This is a genomic window from Erythrobacter sp. F6033 (assembly GCF_023016005.1).
Lineage (GTDB): Bacteria > Pseudomonadota > Alphaproteobacteria > Sphingomonadales > Sphingomonadaceae > Erythrobacter.
Genome location: NZ_JALKAZ010000001.1, coordinates 852,891 through 872,401, shown reverse-complemented (window position 1 = coordinate 872,401; position 19,511 = coordinate 852,891). Strand labels below are relative to the sequence as shown.

Genomic DNA, 19,511 nt, shown 5'->3' with positions numbered 1-19,511 from the left:
CGTGCCGCGACCCTTCATTGCCGCTTTCGCTGCGCTCCTGATCGCAGGATGCTCGGCGGGAGCGGAAGAGGTCCAGCTTCCACCGGTTACGCCTGCGCTGGAACTCACCGGGCAAGTGGTTGATGCGGCAGATGTGTTTGATGAGCAATTCGAGCACGATCTGACCCGCCGTCTGGGACAGCTTGAGCAGGACACACAAGTCCAGTTTGTTGTCGCGACCACGCCTGACTTGGAAGGATGGGACATCGAAACCTACTCACTCGACTTAGCAAATGCATGGGGACTTGGCAGCGTTGAGCGCGATGACGGACTGCTCTTGCTGGTTGCTCCAAACGAACGGAAAGTGCGGATCGAAGTTGGATCTGGACTTGAGAAAGTCGTCACCAACGACGAGGCAGCCCGTATTATCGAAAATGATCTGTTGCCGAGTTTTCGAACTGGTGATTTCACGGTCGGCGTTATCAAAGGCGTCGACAGCCTGATCATCGAATTGGCACCACAAGAATTGAAAGAGGCCGCATGAAAAAGCTAGCTATCCTGCTTGCAGCCATAGCCGCGCTTTTCGCGTCACCGATCGCTGCGCAACCTGAATTTCCTGAGCTTACAGGGCGCGTTGTTGACAACGCCGACATTATCCCGGCCGACGTCGAAGCGCAGCTAAACGCGAAATTGGAGGCGCTCGAGACGCAGTCCCAGCGCCAATTGGTCGTAGCGACTGTACCCAGCCTTCAGGATTACGAGATCTCCGACTACGGGTATCAGCTTGGCCGTGCATGGGGTCTTGGCGATGAAGAGCGCAATGACGGCGCGCTTCTGTTGGTTGCTCCGAATGAGCGCAAAGTCCGCATCGAAGTCGGCTATGGCCTCGAAGGTACGCTGACCGACGCGCTCTCCTCCGTTATCATCCAGAATGCGATCCTGCCGCGATTTCGCGCAGACGATTATCCGGGCGGGATTGCCGCAGGGGCAGATGCAATAATCACCCAGCTCCAGCTTCCACCCGAAGAAGCCCGCCAAGTGGCGCAAGCTGCCGGACAGAAGCGCAGCAATTCAACCTATAAGGGCGGCATTCCGATAGGCACGCTGGTCTGGCTCGGTTTTCTGTTCTTCATCATTGTCATGCCAATGATCCGGCGCGGCCGCGGGCGGAAGTACCGTTCGAAGGGCGATGGTCCTTGGGGCAAGCGCGATCGGGGCCGCGATCGTGATTGGAAAGACACCGCTGGCGACATCATCCTTTGGGAAGTAGGCAGCGCGATCGCTCGCGGCGCAATGCGCGGCGGCGGTGGAGGCGGCGGCTTTAGCGGTGGCGGAGGCTTCGGCGGAGGCTTTTCCGGCGGCGGCGGATCATTCGGGGGCGGTGGCGCCTCAGGAGGCTGGTGAACCATGGGCTATCTCAATCAAGAACAACACAAGCTGGTCTCCGACGCAGTAGGCGAAGCGGAGCTTGGTACTTCTGGCGAAATCCTGACAGTGCTGGCCGATAGCAGCGACGGCTATACCGATGTCGCCCTGTGGTGGGCACTCGCGGGCAGCTTTACAGCGATGAGCATCTTTGCCGCCCTGCCCCAACCATTCCTTGATTTCTGGGACGGTCTGATCGGCGGCTGGGGACGCGAATGGTCGATTGGCGAACTGGCCAGCATGACCATCGCATTGGGCCTCATCACGTTTGTGACCATCCTGCTGGTGCAGATGTGGCAGCCGCTCAAATTCCTGGCCATTCCATCGCTGGTTAAGACATCAAGGGTTCATGGTCAGGCGATCAAGCATTTCAAAGTCGGCGCAGAACGCCGCACACATGGCCGCACGGGTGTGTTGATCTACCTCTCCATGTCAGAGCACCGGGCTGAAATCGTCGCGGACGAACCGATCGCGGCGCTGGTCCCGCCCGAAGTGTGGGGCGAAGCGATGGGCGACATGCTGATCGAGATCAAACAGGGCAATATCGCAGAAGGTCTAGCCGTGGGCGTGCGCGATGTCGGCTTTGTCCTCTCACAGCATTTCCCGCGCGCCGACGATGACGAGAATGAGCTTCCGGATCGGCTGATCGAAGTCTAGGGCTGCTCTTCATGAGCAATTCCGAATTTGTGCGCGATGCCGACGCAGACAAACCCGAAGAAACCCGCTGGGAAGGTCGATTCATCACGGCCAAGACGCGCGGGCGATGGGAATATGTTGGCCGCGCACGCGGAATTCGCGCCGCCGCGATCATCGCCATAGATGAAGATGCGGACGGCACGCGCCACGTCATCTTGGTCAGCCAATACCGCGTCCCGCTCTCCCGCTTTTGCCTCGAAATTCCTGCTGGCCTCGTCGGTGACGACGATGGCGGCGAAGGCGAGCATGCCAGCGAAGCCGCCGCGCGCGAGCTTGAAGAGGAAACCGGATACCGCGCCGGCACTCTAGATGTCTTGGGTGAGTTTTACTCTTCGCCCGGCATGGTATCCGAATGCTTTACCCTGCTCCGCGCCACCAATCTGACCAAAGTCAGCGACGGCGGCGGGCTGCCCGATGAAAATATCAACGTGCACCGCATCGCGCTGTCCGACCTGTCCCGCTTTGTTGCCGAATGGCGAAAGGCTGGCCACGCGGTCGATGTGCGGATAGCGATGCTGCTAACACCCGAATATCTTGGAGAGGAACTCAAATGACATCACCGCGACCCCAACGCTGCAAAGGCAAACTCGCTCTGGTAACTGGCGGCGCGCAAGGGCTTGGCCGCGCGCACTGCATCCGGCTTGCTCAAGAGGGCGCTCGCGTTCTTGCAACCGATATTAACGGCGAAGGCGCGGCGGAGACAGCCGAGATCGTCAATGCGGAAATGGGCGCAGGCACCGCGTTTTCAGCGCAGCATGACGTCACTGATCCCTCTAGCTGGGAAGCCGCTGTCGACGCAGCCCGCGAAGGTATGGGCGGGCTCAATGTGCTGGTGAACAATGCCGGTATCGGCGTTCCCGGCAACATCGAAGAATGCGATTTCGGCGATTGGCAGCGGTGTTTCTCGATCAATGTCGATTCCATTTTCCACGGTTGTCAGAAAGCTCTGCCGCTGATGCGTGAACACGCGCCGGGTTCGATCATCAACATCTCCAGCATCGCCGGTCTGATCGCCAGCGATACCATGCCCGCTTACAACGCTTCGAAAGCGGCTGTGTGGATGCTGTCGAAATCGATCGCGCTCCACTGCGCGAAGAAGAACATGCAGATCCGCAGCAATTCGGTGCATCCGACCTTTGTCGACACGCCGATCCTCGATGGCACCGCCAAAGCGCACCAGCTCGATAAGAACGTGTTGATGGACAAGCTCGCGCGGCAAATTCCGTTGCGGTTTGTGGGTGAGCCAAACGATATCGCGAACGCAGTCGTCTATCTGGCGAGCGATGAAAGCCGCTTTATGACGGGCGCAGAGCTCAAGCTCGATGGCGGCATCAGCGCCATGTAGTTTGCGCCGGTTTGTTGTGGCCGAGCCTGATAGGCCCGCAAGGGCGACCGCCCGCCCGCAGCGAAGCGGCTGAAAGCCGCGAGAGCGAGGATTTCGCAGCCCGGATGGGCTGCGGAAAAACAGAAAGAGGGGCCGTTTGGCCCCTCCCGGTTTGTACAGATCGGTTGCGCAGCGGTCCGAAAAACCGAGTTCCGCTTTGTCTTCTGCTGCGCGTGTCAGTCTGCGATCAAAGCGACTGCGAGATAGATCGGAATGGTCAGGCCAACACCCAGAAGGGTCGCGATGACAAGTCCGATACGCCAGATGGTCGCATCAATATCTGTCAGGTTGGCAAGTCCCGAGCATACGCCGAACAGTTTGGCGTTGTGCTTATCAAGACGGTATCCGGTCTGCGGCGCGCCGCCATTATTCTTTGTCAGTTTGCTCATGCGAAGGCTCCAATAACTTGAACGGTGGCTGGGCTAGCGGGGATAATTGCGGTTGCCATCAATATGGCGGTGACGATCATCGCGCCGGCACCGGCCGCGAAACGAGCGCTGGCTGCGTTACCGAGGTCGAAGAACGTGTACATTTTGATATTTCCTTTTCTTGTTTTGGTTGAATTCGGATCAGGCGATCACGGGGCTGCCGGGGATGATTGCGTATGCAAAAACGCCGGTAGAGAGGATCACTGAGAAAGCGGCTGCGAACAGGCGGCTTGTGGTGTCAGAGTTTAACATGGTTGGGGTACCTTTAAGTTTGGGGGTTGATTTGAAGATCAGACCATCAGCGAAGGGCTGGCGGGGATGATTGCGTAAGCGAAGAATGCTGCCGAGATTGCTACCGAGAAGGCTGCTGCGGCAAAGCGGTTTGAAAGGTCTTGGGCGTACATAATTGGTCTCCTATTGGGTTGTTTCGGTGTCCTTCAGGCCATTCCTTGGGGACACCCGATACATTGCAGGAGGTGTGCCAAACTCGAAAAATGGCAGAATTCTGCGGTTTACAAGATTTGACAAGGTGAACACTAGGTTAACAAATCCGAACATTTGGGAATTTGCGCCATGTGTTAGGATCGGTGATTTCCTGAATGCCAAGTCTGGCCTTTGCGCCGCCACATGCTACCTCCGTTCTTCCCATGGCGCTGACCAAGATCACCCTTCAGAACTTTCGCAATCACGCAGCTTCCGAGCTTTCGGATACGGCGCATTTCAATCTGCTGGTGGGGGAGAACGGCGCTGGGAAAACCAATGTGCTGGAGGCGCTGTCTCTGTTGAGCCCCGGGCGCGGATTGCGCCGCGCCAGCCTTGGCGATCTCGCCCGCAAACCTGATCCCGATGCAGAGACGGGCGCATTCGCCATCGGAGCAAGCCTGATCGAGCAAGGCCAGACCTCCGCGCGGATAGGTACGTATACAGAAGCAGAGCGCCCTACCCGCCGCCTTGTGCGCATAAACGGAGCCGAAGCGAGCGCCAGCGCGCTTTCCGAATGGCACGCCGTTTCATGGCTCACCCCGGCGATGGACGGACTGTTCACCGACAGTGCGGGCGCACGCCGCCGCTTTGTGGATCGGATGACACTTGCGGTTGAACCCGGTCACGCGAAGAACGTGACGGCTCTCGAAAACGCGCTGCGCGAACGCAATAAGCTGCTCGAAACGGGTGGTGAAGCCCGCTGGCTGGATGCGGTCGAGGCTCAGGTCGCGCAGCACGGCACGGTGGTCGCGCAAAACCGCGCCCGGCTGATCGCTATGCTGGTGGATGAACTCTCAGCACTTCCGCCAGAACCCTTTGCCCGTCCAATCCTGACCTATCGCCCCGGCGGCCCGACCGATGTCGCCGAATTGCTTGCGGAACTTGCCCGCGCCCGTCCTAGAGACCGCGCCGCTGGCCGCGCGCTTTCCGGCCCTCATCGCGACGAGCTGGAAGTGATCATGGCCTCCAGCGGTGTTCCAGCGGCTTCGTGCTCCACTGGCGAGCAAAAAGCGATGTTGATCGCCATCACCCTCGCGCATGGCATCCTTGCCTCAACAGGACGGCCCAGCGTATTGCTGCTCGATGAAGTCGCCGCGCATCTCGACCCAGTCCGGCGGACAGAATTGTTCCGCAGACTTGGCCAAGGCAAAGCGCAAGTGTGGATGACCGGCACGGAAATGGCCCCCTTCGCTGGTATTGAAAGCGAAGCGGCCATCTGGCGGGTGAGCGGAGGCTCCCTAGAACGCCTTTAAGACGCAGGCGAAATCAAGGTTGCCAGATCACGGCATCGATTTGTCGCTTCCTCGACAATCGACGTTTCAGCCAATGTCACTTCCGCTTCCAGAGCTTGGATCACGCTCACCTCAAGGGATCGTGCGATCAGATCGACCCAAGGAACAGAATACCAATTGGACTTACGATTAAGCGGTTCGCCATTCACAAAGTGCGAATACGCGGCCTGTCCAACCGCGACAGCCAAAGGTTCTTCGATCATCCAATAGCGTTGCCCCCCTTGTGGGATCGAACACCGCGCAAGGAACCTGTCGCTCATGTCGCGTTTCGCGGAATCCGGCTGACGCGAAGAGATGTAGTGGACCAGCTCATGCATGACGATTGTGTCCCAATCGCCCTGATCAAAAGCCAAATTGACTGGCGAATGCAAAAGCAAAGTTTTTCCCTCGATCACCGCCGCTGAGCTTTCGGTGCCAGTCGGAAAACGAGTAAACAGCACCCGGAACTCACCGTCGATAGGTGCTTGGTAAAATCGGCTAACACGGGTGATGAAAGGTTGGAGATTGGCTTGTTCCAAAAGCGCTGAAAGCGCCTGTGCATGCGGGACCAGCACCCGGCTTTCCGCTAACAGCTCACGCCATTTCGGCCTGAAATGATTGTAAAACCCGCGCAGCATTGCTGCATCTTTGCGGCCAAGTGATCGCTCAAACTCGCGCAGCGCGGTTTCAATATCAGGCTGCGCCAGCATAAAAGCGGCAAGTGGATCGCTGCCTGCGGAATCGGTTTCGCTGGATGCAAACAGACCGTTTGGCGAGGTCGCTATATCTCCGCTTTGGGTCTCGCCCTGATATGTCCGGCGGCGGTATTCGCGGTAACGGTCCGCCCACTGCTGATCATCCTCGGACCAGCCAAAGCGCGTCTCCCACTCCGAGCGATATCGCGGATGGGTGAAACCGTCCCACCAACCACTCACGTGGTCCATCATTGAAAAAAGATCGGCAGTCTCGCTGTATTCAATCGACAACCGTACCTCTGCTCTGGCTGGAAATGCTAGGCACAAGGACAAAGCTAAGACGGTCAGCAGGCGAAACACTTATTGCGTTGGCTCTGCCGCCACGGGCTCAAGATTGTCAGATACAGGCAATGCGTTCTCAACCTGATCAAGCGTAGAAGCAACGAGCGCTTCGATTCCTTCGGCTGACGGGTGAATGCGGTCGCTCTGGAACAGTGTCGGATCTTCATAAATGTCTTCGAGCCAGAACGGAATCAACTGCGCGCCATATTCCCGAGCCAGCTCACCATAGAGCGCGTCAAAATCGGCCTGATATTCCGGGCCATAGTTGGGCGGCGCGCGCATGCCCATCAACAGGACGGGAATGTCCCGCTCTTTCAGCTCATCGAGCATCGCAACGAAGTTGGCGCGCGTTTCCGCAGGCGAAAGACCGCGCAGCAGATCATTGCCGCCCAGCTCCAGAATAAACAGATCAGGCTTTGTCTCTTGCGCGTCCAGCGTGAACTCCAACCGATCGAGGCCCGCCGCCGTTGTATCGCCGGAAACTCCGGCATTTGCGATGACTGCATTCACACCCTTGGATCGCAGCGCTCGCTCCAATTTAGCCGGATAGCTCTCGCCATCTTTCAGGCCGTATCCGGCAAACAGGCTGTTCCCGAAGGCAAGCACATTCACCTCTGGCCCCATGACAGGAATGGCCGGCAATTCAGTCTCAACCCGCGAAGTGCCCGCTCCGGGAACCGCCTGGCCATCATCGGCGTTCTCACTGCACGCCGCCAAAACCAATGGCAGCGACGCAATCGCCACTGTGTGACGCAGTATCTGTTTCGTTTTCGACCAAGCGCTCTCGTGCATCTATCAATCCATCGGTTGGGTATCTTGTTGACTGCCCTCCCCTATGCCATCTGGTGTCTGTGACCAATACTTCTTCTGGCGCTTCCCCCGCCATCTCCGCCCGTAACCTCACCTTGACCCTCGGCAGCGCGCAAGCTCCGGTGGACATTTTGCGCGGTATCGATCTCGATATTGCCAAAGGCGAGGTCGTTGCCCTGCTCGGCCCGTCTGGCTCGGGCAAAAGTTCGCTTATGGCGGTTCTTTCGGGCCTTGAACGGGCGAGTGGCGGTACGTTGAATGTCGCTGGCGCCGATTTCGCCGGAATGGACGAGGATGGCCTGGCGCAGGCGCGGCGTGGCCGCATCGGCATCGTGCTTCAGGCGTTCCACCTGCTTCCGACCATGACCGCGGCAGAGAATGTTGCGACCCCGATGGAACTGGCTGGCTCTGATGATGCACAACCGCGTGCGATTGCAGAGTTGGAAGCCGTTGGCCTTGGTCACCGCATCGGCCATTACCCCACGCAGCTTTCCGGCGGCGAGCAACAGCGCGTTGCCATAGCCCGCGCCATCGCGCCGCGCCCCGAACTTATCTTTGCCGACGAACCGACAGGCAATCTCGACGTCACAACTGGCGAAGAGATCGTCAAATTGCTGTTCGAACGCCGCAAAGCATCGGGCGCGACCCTGTTGATCATCACTCATGACGCCAGCCTCGCCGAGAAATGCGAGCGCGTGCTGACGATGGCGGACGGCGTGATCGTTTCCGATACGAAGAACGCCGCCGCATGAGCGATGTCGGCAGCCTTGGCTGGAGCGGCGCGTGGCAGATTGCCAAGCGCGATCTCAATGCGCGCTTTAAGGGGCTGCGCCTACTGCTCGTGTGCATCTTCCTCGGCACGGGCGCTCTCGCAGCCATTGGCACGCTGACAGCAGCGATCGAAAGCGAGCTTGAGTCCAGCGGTCAAGAACTGCTCGGCGGCGATCTCGAAGTCGAGGTTTGGCAACGTGATCTCAACACGGACGAAAAAGACGCGCTGGCCGAATACGGCACCTACTCAGGCGGCACCCGCTTGCAGGCTATGGCCACAACTGACGGCGATGATGGCCGCGCGGCTCCGGTTGAGCTGAAGGCGGTCGATGAGAAATGGCCGCTCTATGGCACGCTGACGCTGGCTGACGGCACCGAAACGGGTGCTCCGACGGCGACTGACGCTTATCTGGCGCAGGGCGCGCTTGACCGGCTCGACATCCAAGTCGGCGATACTTTCCGCGTTGGCACTGTCGAGCTGACCGCTGCGGGAGTGATCGAGAACGAACCGGATCGCCTGTCGGAGGGTTTCCAGCTCGGCCCGACTGTAATTGTTGCCGAGCAAGTGCCGCTGGATGGCGGACTGCTTGCGCCCGGATCGCTCTATCAAAGCAAATACCGGATCGCTTTTGACAACCAATCCGCTGACCCGGAAACCGTCGAAGAGGCGTTGACCGAAGAATTTCCGAATGCCGGCTTCGATTTCCGCAGCCGCGACCGCGCATCTCCGGGTGCAGACCGCTTTGTGCGGCAGATGAGCGACTTTCTGACGCTGGTCGGCCTCGCTGCCCTAGTGATTGCAGGTATCGGTATTGCGGGCGGCGTATCGTCTTATCTCGATCAACGCCGCGCCAGCATCGCGACGTTTAAGGTGCTCGGCGCATCATCGCGCGATATTGTGCGCATCTATACGCTGCAAATCGCCGTGGCCGCCATTATCGGTAGCATAGCGGGGCTTGCCGTGGGCGTGCTTATCACACCGCTGCTCGGCTCTGCCTTGCAAGGGCTACTCCCCGTCGAAAGCGGATTTATCATTGAGCCCGCCCCGCTGATCCTCGCCGCATCTTATGGCCTACTCGTAGCATTTGCCTTTGCCGCTGCGCCTTTGCTGCGCGCGCGATCCTATCCGGCGATGGCGCTGATGCGTTCTCGCGTTACCCCGCTGTCGCGGGACAAGCGCGCATTGGCTGCGACTGCGCTTGGCATTCTCGCCATCTGCGCGCTGGCTATGATCACGACAGATCAACCCCTCCTATCCGGCGGTTTCCTGCTCGGTGCAGGCGGCGCATTGATCCTTCTCGCGGGTCTCGGCTTCCTCATCCAGTTTGTCGCCCGCAAATTGCCCCGTCCTTCCAACCCGCTCCTGCGCTCGGCTCTGTCCAATATTCACCGCCCAGGCGCTCCCACCGGGGCGCTGGTGACTGCGCTTGGCTTTGGGCTCGCCGCCTTTGTGCTGCTCGCAGCGGTGCAATCGGCGCTCGACGGCAATATTCAGACCAATGTACCGCAGGAAGCACCGGACTATTTCGTGCTCGACGTGCCGGTTGAGCAGGAAGACGAGTTTAAAGGTCTGGTCACATCCCGTTTTGACGGCGCAACAATCCGCGCTGTGCCGACTTTACGCGGCGCAGTCCTGGCGTTTGGCCCTAAAGGCGACATGACCCGCGTCGCCGATCTCGAAGAATTGCCCGAAGGCGCATGGATGCTCAATGGCGAGCGCGGTATCACCTATGCCGACACACTGCCTCAAGGTAACCGGGTGACGGATGGCGAATGGTGGGATGCCGCGCATGATGGCGAAGGCTTGGTGTCGATTGACGCTGACTTTGCCCGTGCGGTTGATCTTGGCGTTGGTGACTATCTCACCATCGGAATTCTCGGCACAGAGCGCGATGTGCGCATCGCCAATATCCGCGAGATCGACTGGGAAAGCATGGGTTTCAACTTCACCATGGTTTTTTCACGCAATGCCATTTCAGACGCCCCGCATAACCTTTCCGCGACCATAGATCTGCCCGATGGGGCGGATCCGGTTGCGCAGGGTGCGATGCTTCGCGAAATGGTCCAGCAGTTCCCCTCCACTTCGGTTGTTGAAGTTGGCGAAGTATTGCTGGAGGCGCGGACCATTCTGCAACAAGTCAGCTTGGCGACATTGGCCGCAGCCGCTGTTGCCGTACTCGCCGGTCTCGCAGTTCTGATGGGAGCAATTGCCGCTGCCCGCGCATCGCGGACATACGATACCGTTGTATTGCGCGTTCTTGGCGCAAGCAGACGGCAGATTCTGATGATGCAGCTAGCCGAGTATGGTTTGATCGCCCTCGCGCTTGCTCTGGTCGCGCTTGGTCTGGGTTCAGGCCTTGCATGGGTAATTATCACCCAGCTGTTCGAGTTTGACTGGCTGCCCAATTGGGGCGAAGTGCTCGCCGTGCTCGGCCTAGGCCTCTTTATGGTGCTCGCCTTTGCGCTCGGCGGCTCGCTGCCATTGTTGCAGGCGAAACCAGCACAAGCGCTCCGCGAACTCTAAGACTGGCTGAAACGAAAAAGGGCGGAGCTCTATGCCCCGCCCTTCGGTAATTCTCTAAGAACGCTAGGCGTTATTCGAACACGTCCGTGTTACCCGCACCCTTAGGATCGGGCCCGTATTGGTTTTCACCTCTCGTACCCTCAAGGCACATAAACACCAGCACGATGATGCCGCCAACGAACGGGATGAAGCCGAGCAAGACAAACCAACCGGACTTATCCTGATCGTGGAAACGGCGCACTTGCACTGCGATACTAGGGATAATGATGGCCACGATAAGAAGCATCGAAAGCGGTCCATAAACGCCGCCAATCGAACCACCCATGCCGGTGACACCTTCGATAAGGCCTACAATTACCGCGACGATTATGACGCCTAGGATAAACATCCAGTATTCTTTCCGGCGCGAACGACCGGAGAAATCCGCATACCGCTTTAGCGGCATCAACATCCATTCCATCTTACATCCCCTTCTGTGGAAACGGCAAACGACCACAATACGCGCATGATTACAATACGAAGCCCCATAAAAATGGGGCCTCACTGTTTCCAGCAAGGCCCCGATTTAGGTCAAATCTGATCGTATGGGATCAGAACTTGAAGCGGACAACGCCGCCATATGTGCGTGGCTGGCTTGGATAACCCGAAACCGTACCGGCCTGTGCAACGCCGTCAAAGACGGTCAGGATGTACTGGCTGTTGGTCAAGTTACGACCAAATGCACCGACTTCGAGACCATTGTTCAACTTCAGCGTAGCCGATGCGTTGAGCAGGTTCACTTCGCGGCGGAACAGCTGGGTGTTGCCCAATGCCGCGTTGAAGGTCGGAAGACCATTATTGATGTTCTCGTTGCTCTCGTGGTTGTAATCGACGCGCGTTACCAGAGCGGTGCCGCTGTCGAATTCGTGCGTGTAAGTCGCCGAAGTCGAGATCGCCCATTCCGGGATACCTGCCGGACGAACACCACTGAGATCGCCAAGGACACTTCCGGGGAAGTCATCAAACAGCGGATCGAGGTGCGTTGCGGCAAAGGTCAGGACAAGACCATCCGTTGGGATGATCGTCATATCCACTTCAAAACCTTTGACCGACTGCTGACCAGCATTCTGGAGCGCAAAGCCGGTGCCGGTAAAGGCAAGGCTCTGGAACCCTTGAATGGTTTGGTCGAACAGCGCGAGGTTAAAGCCAAAGCCGTCCCACTGGCCCTTGATGCCGACTTCGTAGACTTCTGCCTCTTCCGGTCCTGCAAAACGCGAACCCGTGCTGAGGTTTGGAATTGCCAGACCTGCATCAAGAATTGGCGAAGAAGGTGCCGCGAAGGTCGAGCCACCTGGTCCTGCGGTAAAGTCCGCATTCGAAGGACGGCTGTCACGCGACAGGTTCACCGAGCTGGCTTTAAAGCCGGTGGCGTAGCTGCCGTAGACGTTGACTTCGTTTGATACCTGATACGCGACGCGGAACAGATAGGTGAGCTTATCGTCATTGGTCCGGCCGTCTTCAACCGCGTTCGGAATGGTCAGGAACGGTGGCTGGAACTGGAACCCTTGAAGACCGATCAGCGGGTTCACCGCTGGATCAAGCGCGGCAGCAATGAGCGAATCTTGCACCGCCTGAGGCAGCGCTTGGAATTCGGCTCTGCTTGTCACGGTCGGCAGCAACGGGTTCGCAGCGGTCGCGCCAGTGATGAACGCATCGACCAGATTGACCTGACCCAATGGGTCCGGGCTGACCTGACTTAGAGCAAAGTCTTTGCTGTCGTCGGTGTAGTTAAAGCCCGCTGTGAAAACGAGACCGTCCGTCGGTTCAAAATCAACCGTACCGAAAATGGAATACGATGTGTTTTCCATACGGAAGGTTTCTTCCGAAAGCAGGGGCGTGCGGAAAATGCTTTCCTGAGCAAGGCCAAGGCCTTGTTCCACGCCGTTGAAAACCGATGGCGCGCCCGACAGAACATCGGCAGGGTCACCGCCAGCCAGCAATTCAAATACATCGCGAATGTCTTCGCCGTTCTGAATAGCGCTGTCTTGCGAGATGCTTTCATCGAAGTAATAGCCGCCAAGCAGGAAGTTGATCGGACCGTCGAAATCTGACGCGACCCGGAATTCCTGAGTGAAGGTTTTGACTTCCTGATCGCGTGTTTCGGTGGCGAGTGACGCACTGGTGTAGTCAATGTCCGAGAGGAAGAAGTTCTTCAGCTCACGATAGGCTGTGATCGATGTGATCGAGATTGGGCCAGCCTGATAGTCCATCTGAACCGAGCCGCCATAATTGTCGACTTCGTTGGTAGGGACAAAGTTCAGGAACGCATTGTAGCTGAAGAAATCAGTATCAAGCTGACCGCCAACCGCATTGATTGCGCCCGTTACCGGACCGGAAACAAGTGTGCTGACCTGACAGCAGACTTCGTCGATACGTGAATAATCACCAATTGCGCGGATTTTGAAATCCGGTGTCGGCTCAATCAGGAGCTGAGCGCGTGCCGACCAGCGGTTACGGTTGTTCTGCTCTTCATCGAGGTTGACGATGGTCGCGTAACCATCGCGGCGCTGATAGCTGCCGTCGACTGAGAATGCGATATTCTCAGTGATCGGGCCGGTGATATCACCTTTAAGAACGAAGGTGTTGAAGTTGCCGTAAACAGCTTCGATGCCGCCGCCAAATTCGAACTGAGGCTCACGCGTCACGACAGAGATAACACCTGCCGACGCGTTCTTACCGAACAGTGTCGATTGCGGGCCGTTGAGAACCTCGATGCGCTGAACGTTTGGAAGATCAGACAGAGCAGCTGCCGAGCGTGAACGGAACACGCCGTCGATGAACACGCCAACCGATGGCTCGATGCCGAAGTTGTTATCGCCGTTACCGAAACCGCGAATGATGAAAGTCGATGCCGACGAAGTCTGAAGCTGGCTAACGCGGAGCGACGGGGTGACTGTCTGAAGGTCGAGAACGTCGCGGATTTGCGCGTTTTCGAGTGTTTCACCGCTGGTCACCGAAACCGAAATCGGTGTTTCTTGAAGCGTGGTTTCACGCTTGGATGCGGTAACGATGATCTGATTGTTGTTCGCCGGAGCTTCAAGCTCGGTATCATCATCAGTTTCAAGGTCTTGCGCAAAGGCAACGCCTGGTGCCGAAACGGCGAAAGCTGCTGCACCTGCAAGCAAGGTAAAGCGGTATTTTCCGGCTGTGCCGGTTGAAATCGAACGCATGGAAGCTCCTCTCCAATATCCCTCGAGCTTCGGTTGCCGTAACGGCACACGTCCCCAGACGTGTCTAACCTTCCACCCGATTGGCTAACGTAGTAGGCTACGCTTACGTATGCGACAAGCGCGAAACCCGCAGAATCCCTCGTGTTACGGGGATTTGTTGCAACACCGACACACTGCCTTGCACCACAAACACACGCCGAGTAATCGCCAAAGCTTGCCGAACTCGCGCACCTGCGCTAGGCGCGCGCAAAATGCTGCAACGCAACAGCAAGTCATGCTTGTAAAGCGTTCCGTAGCGTCACTTTATCTGTCGCATTCCCGCAATGCGCACGCCCTAATCGCACTTCGCGTCTTTATGCCGGTCTGCATTCAGCGATCCGGCGCTTGAACTTGGAATTTTACGCTCATGTCCTCTTCGCTGAGAAATATCGCAATTATTGCCCACGTTGACCACGGTAAGACCACTCTTGTGGACCAACTCTTCCGCCAATCGGGCACTTTCCGAGAGAACCAGCGCGTTGAAGAGCGCGCCATGGATAGCGGCGATCTCGAAAAAGAGCGCGGCATTACTATTCTCGCCAAATGCACCAGCGTCGAGTGGGAGCATGAAGGCGAAACCACCCGCATCAATATCGTCGATACGCCGGGCCACGCCGATTTCGGCGCCGAAGTTGAGCGTATCCTCAGCATGGTCGACGGCGTTATCCTGCTCGTCGACAGCGCCGAAGGCGCGATGCCGCAAACGAAGTTTGTAACGGGTAAGGCGCTTGCGCTGGGCCTTCGCCCGATTGTCGTCGTGAACAAGATCGACCGTCCTGATGGTCGCCCGCAAGAAGTTCTCGACGAAGTGTTTGACCTCTTCGCATCGCTCGACGCCACTGACGAACAGCTCGAATTCCCATCACTCTGGGCCTCGGGCCGTGATGGCTATGCCAGCGAAGATGAAACCGCACGCGAGGGCACGCTTGATCCGCTGTTCAAGCTGATCACGGAACACGTCCCTTCACCCGGCCTGGACACCGAAGGCAAGTTTAGTTTCCTCGCCACCCTGCTCGACCGTGACAACTTTATGGGCCGCGTTCTGACGGGCCGCGTCCAGTCCGGCACGATCAACGTCAACGATCCGATCCACGCCATCGATATGGACGGCAATGTCGTCGAAGTCGGCCGCGCAACCAAGCTGATGAGCTTTGACGGGCTGGAGCGCGTTCCGGTTGAAACAGCACAGGCGGGCGACATTATCGCGATGGCCGGTCTGGAAAAAGCGACTGTGTCCAACACGATCTGTGATCCATCGGTTTCCGAACCGATCGCCGCACAGCCAATTGACCCGCCAACGCTCGCAATGCGCTTCTCTGTCAATGACAGCCCGCTGGCTGGCCGCGAAGGCAGCAAGGTTACCAGCCGCATGATCCGTGACCGTTTGCTGCGTGAAGCAGAAACCAACGTCGCGATCCGCGTGACCGAAGCCGACGACAAGGACGCATTCGAAGTCGCAGGCCGCGGCGAATTGCAGCTCGGCGTGCTGATCGAAACAATGCGCCGCGAAGGCTTTGAGCTCGGCATTTCGCGTCCGAAAGTTCTCTTCCGCGAAGAAGACGGCCAGCGCATGGAGCCATACGAAACCGTCGTAATCGACGTGGATGATGAGCATTCCGGCACCGTCGTTGAGAAAATGCAGAAGCGTAAAGCCGACCTCAACGAAATGCGCCCGTCTGGCCAAGGCAAGACCCGCATCACCTTCTCCGCGCCGTCACGCGGCCTGATCGGCTATCACGGTGAATTCCTGTCCGACACGCGCGGCACCGGCATCATGAACCGCCTCTATGAGAAATACGGCCCGTATAAAGGCGCCGTCGGTGGCCGGAACAACGGCGTGCTGATCTCCAACGGCGACGGCGAAAGCAACGCCTACGCGCTCAACATGCTCGAAGAGCGCGGCGAGATGTTCGTCGGCCCGGCGATGAAAGTCTATGAAGGCATGGTCATCGGCGAAAACGCCAAGCCGGACGATCTCGAAGTGAACCCGATGAAGGCCAAGCAGCTTTCCAACGTCCGCTCGACCGGTAAAGATGACGCGATCCGCCTCACCCCGCCGCGCCGGATGACGCTGGAACAATCGATTGCTTACATCGATGACGATGAAATGGTCGAAGTAACCCCGCAATCGATCCGCCTGCGCAAAACGCTCCTCTGCCCGCACGAGCGCAAGAAAGCGAAGCGTAAGAAGGAAGGTTAAGGCAGCCTTCTTTACACTATTGACTTAACCCTTTTTCTTCCGCTCTTTGCTTTACGAAGTATCAGGGGCATCTAAGTGGCGTTAGTCGAAAGAACTGTTGGTGAAATTGCTGATGTAATCCGCGACTGCGGACCGCAAGGTGAACAAGCATGTCTGCTGATTGGAGCGGGAGTTTCGTTCAGCGCCGGGATTGGCCTTGCGGGAGACTTCGTCGACCGGATCGAAAAACGCTACACCAACGTATACGATAGAGCGTGCCGCGAAGCACCCGAGGGTGAAAAGCCCGGTTACGCACAGTGTATGGCCGCGCTACCTCCTGCCAAGCAAGTAGAGCTTATCCGAGCGGACATTGATGGGGCCAAAATTAACTGGGCCCATATTGGCATCGCGAGACTGGAGAAGTCCGAAATAATCAACGCGATCCTGACGACCAATTTCGATCCTTTGGCTTCGCGTGCATGTGCAATTTTTCACCGTTTCCCGGCCATTTACGATTTAGCCGGGCTTCGCGATGAGCAAGACAACCAAATCAGTTTTGACCGATCATTTGTAAAAGGCAGTGCGATTTTCCATTTGCATGGTCAGCACACTGGCTTTGCACTGCTGAATACCGAAGAAAAATTGAACGATCAGGCTGAGCGAATAAAGCCGGTGCTGGATGCGGTTATGAAGGGCAGGCCCGTCATTATCGCCGGTTACAGCGGTGAAAACGATCCATTGATCGACAAGATCGCCGAATTGGCGCCCTTCAACCACGGCCTATATTGGGTGTGCCACAGCGACTCCAACCCAGCCAAGAGCGTTCAAGAGAAGCTTCTTGCCTTGGAAAACTGTTTTGTCGTGAAAGAGAAACCAGCCGATGTGTTCTTCACCGAACTGGCCAATAAACTTGACCTGGATCCTCCAAGCTTTCTGGCAAATCCGTTCGAGCATATGTCGGATATCCTCGCCGGACTCCGGCCATACGCCGATCTGGAGGACTTGGGTGACCCTGACCTTTTAGCGGCTGCTCAAAAACAATTGTCCGATGCCGATAGCGCGCAAAATGACCAGGACAATCTGGCCGAAGAACTGTCGAAACTCATGGCCAAAGGTGATTTCGCCGAAGCGCATAAGCTGTATCCTGGACCTGACGCTAGCTTAAGTGAAACGACGAAAGACCTGTCAGCATGGGCAGCAATCATGGTTGGCACCGCTCTCTCGGACCAGGCTAAAACCAAGCAAGGCGACGGGGCCGATGCGCTATTTGCACGAGCGGCAGAAAAGTTCGCCGTTGCGCTCGAGATTAAGCCCGACAAGCATGAAGCGTTTAACAATTGGGGCGCCGCTCTCTTAGAGCAGGCTAACACCAAGAAAGGTGGCGAGGCCGATGCGCTCTTTGCACAAGCGGGAGAAAAGTTCGCCGCTGCGCTTGAGATCAAGCCAGACCAGCATGTCGCGCCAAACAACTGGGGCACCGCTCTCTCGGATCAGGCGAAAACCAAGCAAGGCGACGAGGCCGATGCGCTATTTGCACGAGCGGCAGAAAAGTTCGCCGTTGCGCTCGAGATTAAGCCCGACAAGCATGAAGCGTTTAACAATTGGGGTAGCGCTCTCTCGGACCAGGCTAAAACCAAGCAAGGCGACGAGGCCGATGCGCTATTTGCACAAGCGGGAGAAAAGTTCGCCGCTGCGCTCGAGATTAAGCCCGACAAGCATGAGGCGTTTAACAATTGGGGCGCCGCTCTCTTAGAGCAGGCTAACACCAAGAAAGGCGGCGAGGCCAATACGCTTTTTGCACAAGCGGCAGAAAAGTTCGCCGCTGCGCTTGAGATCAAGCCCGACAATCATGAAGCTCTAAGTAATTGGGGCAACGCTCTCTCGGATCAGGCGAAAACCAAGCAGGGTAGCGAGGCCGATGCCCTCTTTGCACAAGCGGCAGAAAAATTCGCTGCTGCGCTTGAGATCAAGCCCGACCAACATGAAGCTCTAAGTAATTGGGGGACCGCCCTCTTGGATCAAGCGAAAACCAAGCAGGGCGGCGAGGCCGATATGCTCTTCGCTCAAGCAGGAGAAAAGTTCGCCGCTGCAGAAGAGTTATTGCCCGGGTCCAGTCTCTATAATCAAGCTTGCCTCGCATCACTAATGGGCGAGCCGGCGACGGCATCTGAATTGGTGGAGCAATCGTTCTCCCTTGCAGTCGACTGGCCTGGCTGCGAACATGTTTGTTCCGATCCGGACTTTGCAAAAATCCGGACAACGCCCGAGTTCAAAGCAGCGATGAAGCGGTGCGGTTGCTCTTGCTGACCGTTTCTGCCTGATTTTCCTACACGGCGCGCGCTTGGTAACTTCGCATCGGCTCTTTCAAACTGTCGATCACCCGCGCGCTTATCCGAGGAGACGGAAATGTCCGTAAGAAACCACGCCAAGTATGTACTTCATCAACTAACTCACCAAAACTTGCGCGAATCGCCTAAGCCTACCCCATAAAATTCGCCTGACCGTTCGATGCGCTGACCCCGCCATCGACGGGCAGGTTCACTCCGGTGATGAAGCTGGCGTCCTCGCTGGCGAGGAACGCTGCCGCGGCGGCGATGTCTTCCGGTTCGCCAACGCGTTTCAGCGCCATGCGGTTCAACATCATCTTCATCGCGCCCTCATTGTTGATGATCTCGTTCACCATATCCGAACGTGTGACAGAGGGGTTGATCGAGTTGACCCGCACACCCTGCGCGCCAAGCTGCAAAGCGAGGCCGCGTGTCAGGTTGCACACCGCCCCTTTTGAGGCGTTGTAAAGCGGCAGCATCGAATCTCCGCCAGTGCCGGAAACACTGGAAATATTGATGATCGAACCCTTGGTTTTGATCAGTTCGGGGATTGCGGTTCGGGAAAGGTAGAGAACCCCTTTCACATTGATATCAATCACGCGGTCAATGCGATCGTCATTCATATTTTGCAGCATGCCCTGATCCGCGACACCGGCATTGTTGACGAGGTGATCGAGCCCGCCAAAGCGGTCCACCGTCTTCGCAACGATTTCTTCGGCAAAGGCGGATTTGCTAACATCGCCAGCGACCACCAGAGTCCGATCCTGATCCAGCGTTTCCGCGACGCCCGCGCATTTTTCGGCATTGCGAGCATTGATGACGACGTTTGCACCTTCGCTGTGAAATCGCCGCGCGATGCCTTCACCGATACCGGTAGACGATCCGGTGATGATGATAGTTTTGCCTGTAAAGCGCGTCGATTGAGTCATGGGAATTGCCTTCCGGAAAG

Annotated in this window: 19 protein-coding genes; 10 read left to right on the top strand and 9 right to left on the bottom strand. The window is 57.4% G+C overall.

Annotation, left to right across the window (positions count from 1 at the left end; all coding sequences use genetic code 11):
• The first annotated feature begins 1 nt into the window (after position 1).
• From MWU39_RS04050 to MWU39_RS04030, 5 genes are read left to right on the top strand one after another with little or no spacing between them, the layout of a single operon-like run.
• Complete coding sequence (locus MWU39_RS04050) at positions 2 to 523, top strand: TPM domain-containing protein (RefSeq protein WP_247158692.1); 522 nt, start codon at positions 2 to 4, stop codon at positions 521 to 523.
• Complete coding sequence (locus MWU39_RS04045) at positions 520 to 1,383, top strand: TPM domain-containing protein (protein ID WP_247158691.1); 864 nt, start codon at positions 520 to 522, stop codon at positions 1,381 to 1,383. Before MWU39_RS04050 ends, MWU39_RS04045 begins: the two co-directional genes overlap by 4 nt.
• Before the next feature lie 3 nt (positions 1,384 to 1,386).
• Positions 1,387 to 2,061 carry a hypothetical protein gene (locus tag MWU39_RS04040; RefSeq protein WP_247158690.1) on the top strand — a complete coding sequence of 225 codons (675 nt, stop codon included), beginning with the start codon at positions 1,387 to 1,389 and terminating at the stop codon, positions 2,059 to 2,061.
• 11 nt (positions 2,062 to 2,072) lie between these two features.
• Entirely contained in the window at positions 2,073 to 2,654 is a 582-nt protein-coding gene (locus tag MWU39_RS04035; protein WP_247158689.1) for an NUDIX hydrolase, read from the top strand.
• Positions 2,651 to 3,445, top strand: coding sequence for an SDR family oxidoreductase (locus MWU39_RS04030; RefSeq protein WP_247158688.1), 795 nt, complete (start codon positions 2,651 to 2,653; stop codon positions 3,443 to 3,445). Before MWU39_RS04035 ends, MWU39_RS04030 begins: the two co-directional genes overlap by 4 nt.
• Before the next feature lie 215 nt (positions 3,446 to 3,660).
• Here the strand turns inward: MWU39_RS04030 and MWU39_RS04025 are convergent, their stop codons facing one another.
• Genes MWU39_RS04025 through MWU39_RS04010 form a run of 4 tightly spaced genes read right to left on the bottom strand, consistent with a single transcriptional unit; the run spans position 3,661 to position 4,316 of the window.
• A complete protein-coding gene (locus tag MWU39_RS04025) occupies positions 3,661 to 3,873 on the bottom strand; it encodes a PspC domain-containing protein (protein ID WP_247158687.1) in 213 nt (70 codons plus the stop codon).
• Positions 3,870 to 4,016: a hypothetical protein gene (locus MWU39_RS04020; protein ID WP_247158686.1), complete on the bottom strand. Its 147-nt coding sequence runs from the start codon at positions 4,014 to 4,016 to the stop codon at positions 3,870 to 3,872. The genes MWU39_RS04025 and MWU39_RS04020 overlap by 4 nt, the downstream gene beginning before the upstream one ends.
• A gap of 37 nt (positions 4,017 to 4,053) precedes the next feature.
• Positions 4,054 to 4,164 carry an enoyl-CoA hydratase gene (locus MWU39_RS04015; RefSeq protein WP_247158685.1) on the bottom strand — a complete coding sequence of 37 codons (111 nt, stop codon included), beginning with the start codon at positions 4,162 to 4,164 and terminating at the stop codon, positions 4,054 to 4,056.
• A gap of 38 nt (positions 4,165 to 4,202) precedes the next feature.
• A complete protein-coding gene (locus MWU39_RS04010; protein WP_247158684.1) occupies positions 4,203 to 4,316 on the bottom strand; it encodes an enoyl-CoA hydratase in 114 nt (37 codons plus the stop codon).
• 243 nt (positions 4,317 to 4,559) lie between these two features.
• Between MWU39_RS04010 and recF the strand changes: the two genes are divergently transcribed.
• Entirely contained in the window at positions 4,560 to 5,648 is a 1,089-nt protein-coding gene (recF, locus tag MWU39_RS04005) for a DNA replication/repair protein RecF (RefSeq protein ID WP_247158683.1), read from the top strand.
• Here the strand turns inward: recF and MWU39_RS04000 are convergent.
• Together MWU39_RS04000 and MWU39_RS03995 are read right to left on the bottom strand one after the other, a co-directional pair.
• A complete protein-coding gene (locus MWU39_RS04000; protein WP_247158682.1) occupies positions 5,645 to 6,652 on the bottom strand; it encodes a hypothetical protein in 1,008 nt (335 codons plus the stop codon). The two genes, recF and MWU39_RS04000, sit on opposite strands and share 4 nt — an antisense overlap.
• Before the next feature lie 69 nt (positions 6,653 to 6,721).
• Positions 6,722 to 7,495 (bottom strand): arylesterase, encoded by a 774-nt coding sequence (locus MWU39_RS03995; protein WP_247158681.1) that lies wholly within the window; start codon positions 7,493 to 7,495, stop codon positions 6,722 to 6,724.
• A 50-nt stretch (positions 7,496 to 7,545) separates the two neighbouring features.
• Here MWU39_RS03995 and MWU39_RS03990 point away from each other — a divergent pair, with 50 nt between their 5' ends.
• Both MWU39_RS03990 and MWU39_RS03985 read left to right on the top strand, forming a co-directional pair.
• Complete coding sequence (locus tag MWU39_RS03990) at positions 7,546 to 8,265, top strand: ABC transporter ATP-binding protein (protein WP_247160301.1); 720 nt, start codon at positions 7,546 to 7,548, stop codon at positions 8,263 to 8,265.
• The gene (locus tag MWU39_RS03985; RefSeq protein WP_247160300.1) at positions 8,262 to 10,808 is read left to right on the top strand and encodes an FtsX-like permease family protein; all 2,547 of its coding nucleotides are present in this window, start codon (positions 8,262 to 8,264) and stop codon (positions 10,806 to 10,808) included. Before MWU39_RS03990 ends, MWU39_RS03985 begins: the two co-directional genes overlap by 4 nt.
• Before the next feature lie 70 nt (positions 10,809 to 10,878).
• Here MWU39_RS03985 and MWU39_RS03980 read toward each other — a convergent pair whose 3' ends face one another.
• Positions 10,879 to 11,268, bottom strand: a complete 390-nt coding sequence (locus MWU39_RS03980) for a DUF805 domain-containing protein (RefSeq protein ID WP_247158680.1) — start codon at positions 11,266 to 11,268, stop codon at positions 10,879 to 10,881.
• 130 nt (positions 11,269 to 11,398) lie between these two features.
• Entirely contained in the window at positions 11,399 to 14,017 is a 2,619-nt protein-coding gene (locus tag MWU39_RS03975; RefSeq protein WP_247158679.1) for a TonB-dependent receptor, read from the bottom strand.
• A 406-nt stretch (positions 14,018 to 14,423) separates the two neighbouring features.
• Between MWU39_RS03975 and typA the strand changes: the two genes are divergently transcribed.
• Positions 14,424 to 16,256, top strand: coding sequence for a translational GTPase TypA (gene typA, locus MWU39_RS03970; RefSeq protein WP_247158678.1), 1,833 nt, complete (start codon positions 14,424 to 14,426; stop codon positions 16,254 to 16,256).
• Positions 16,257 to 16,331: 75 nt separating this feature from the next.
• A complete protein-coding gene (locus MWU39_RS03965) occupies positions 16,332 to 18,542 on the top strand; it encodes an SIR2 family protein (protein WP_247158677.1) in 2,211 nt (736 codons plus the stop codon).
• A gap of 172 nt (positions 18,543 to 18,714) precedes the next feature.
• Here the strand turns inward: MWU39_RS03965 and MWU39_RS03960 are convergent, their stop codons facing one another.
• Positions 18,715 to 19,491 (bottom strand): SDR family oxidoreductase, encoded by a 777-nt coding sequence (locus tag MWU39_RS03960; protein ID WP_247158676.1) that lies wholly within the window; start codon positions 19,489 to 19,491, stop codon positions 18,715 to 18,717.
• Positions 19,492 to 19,511 lie beyond the last annotated feature (20 nt).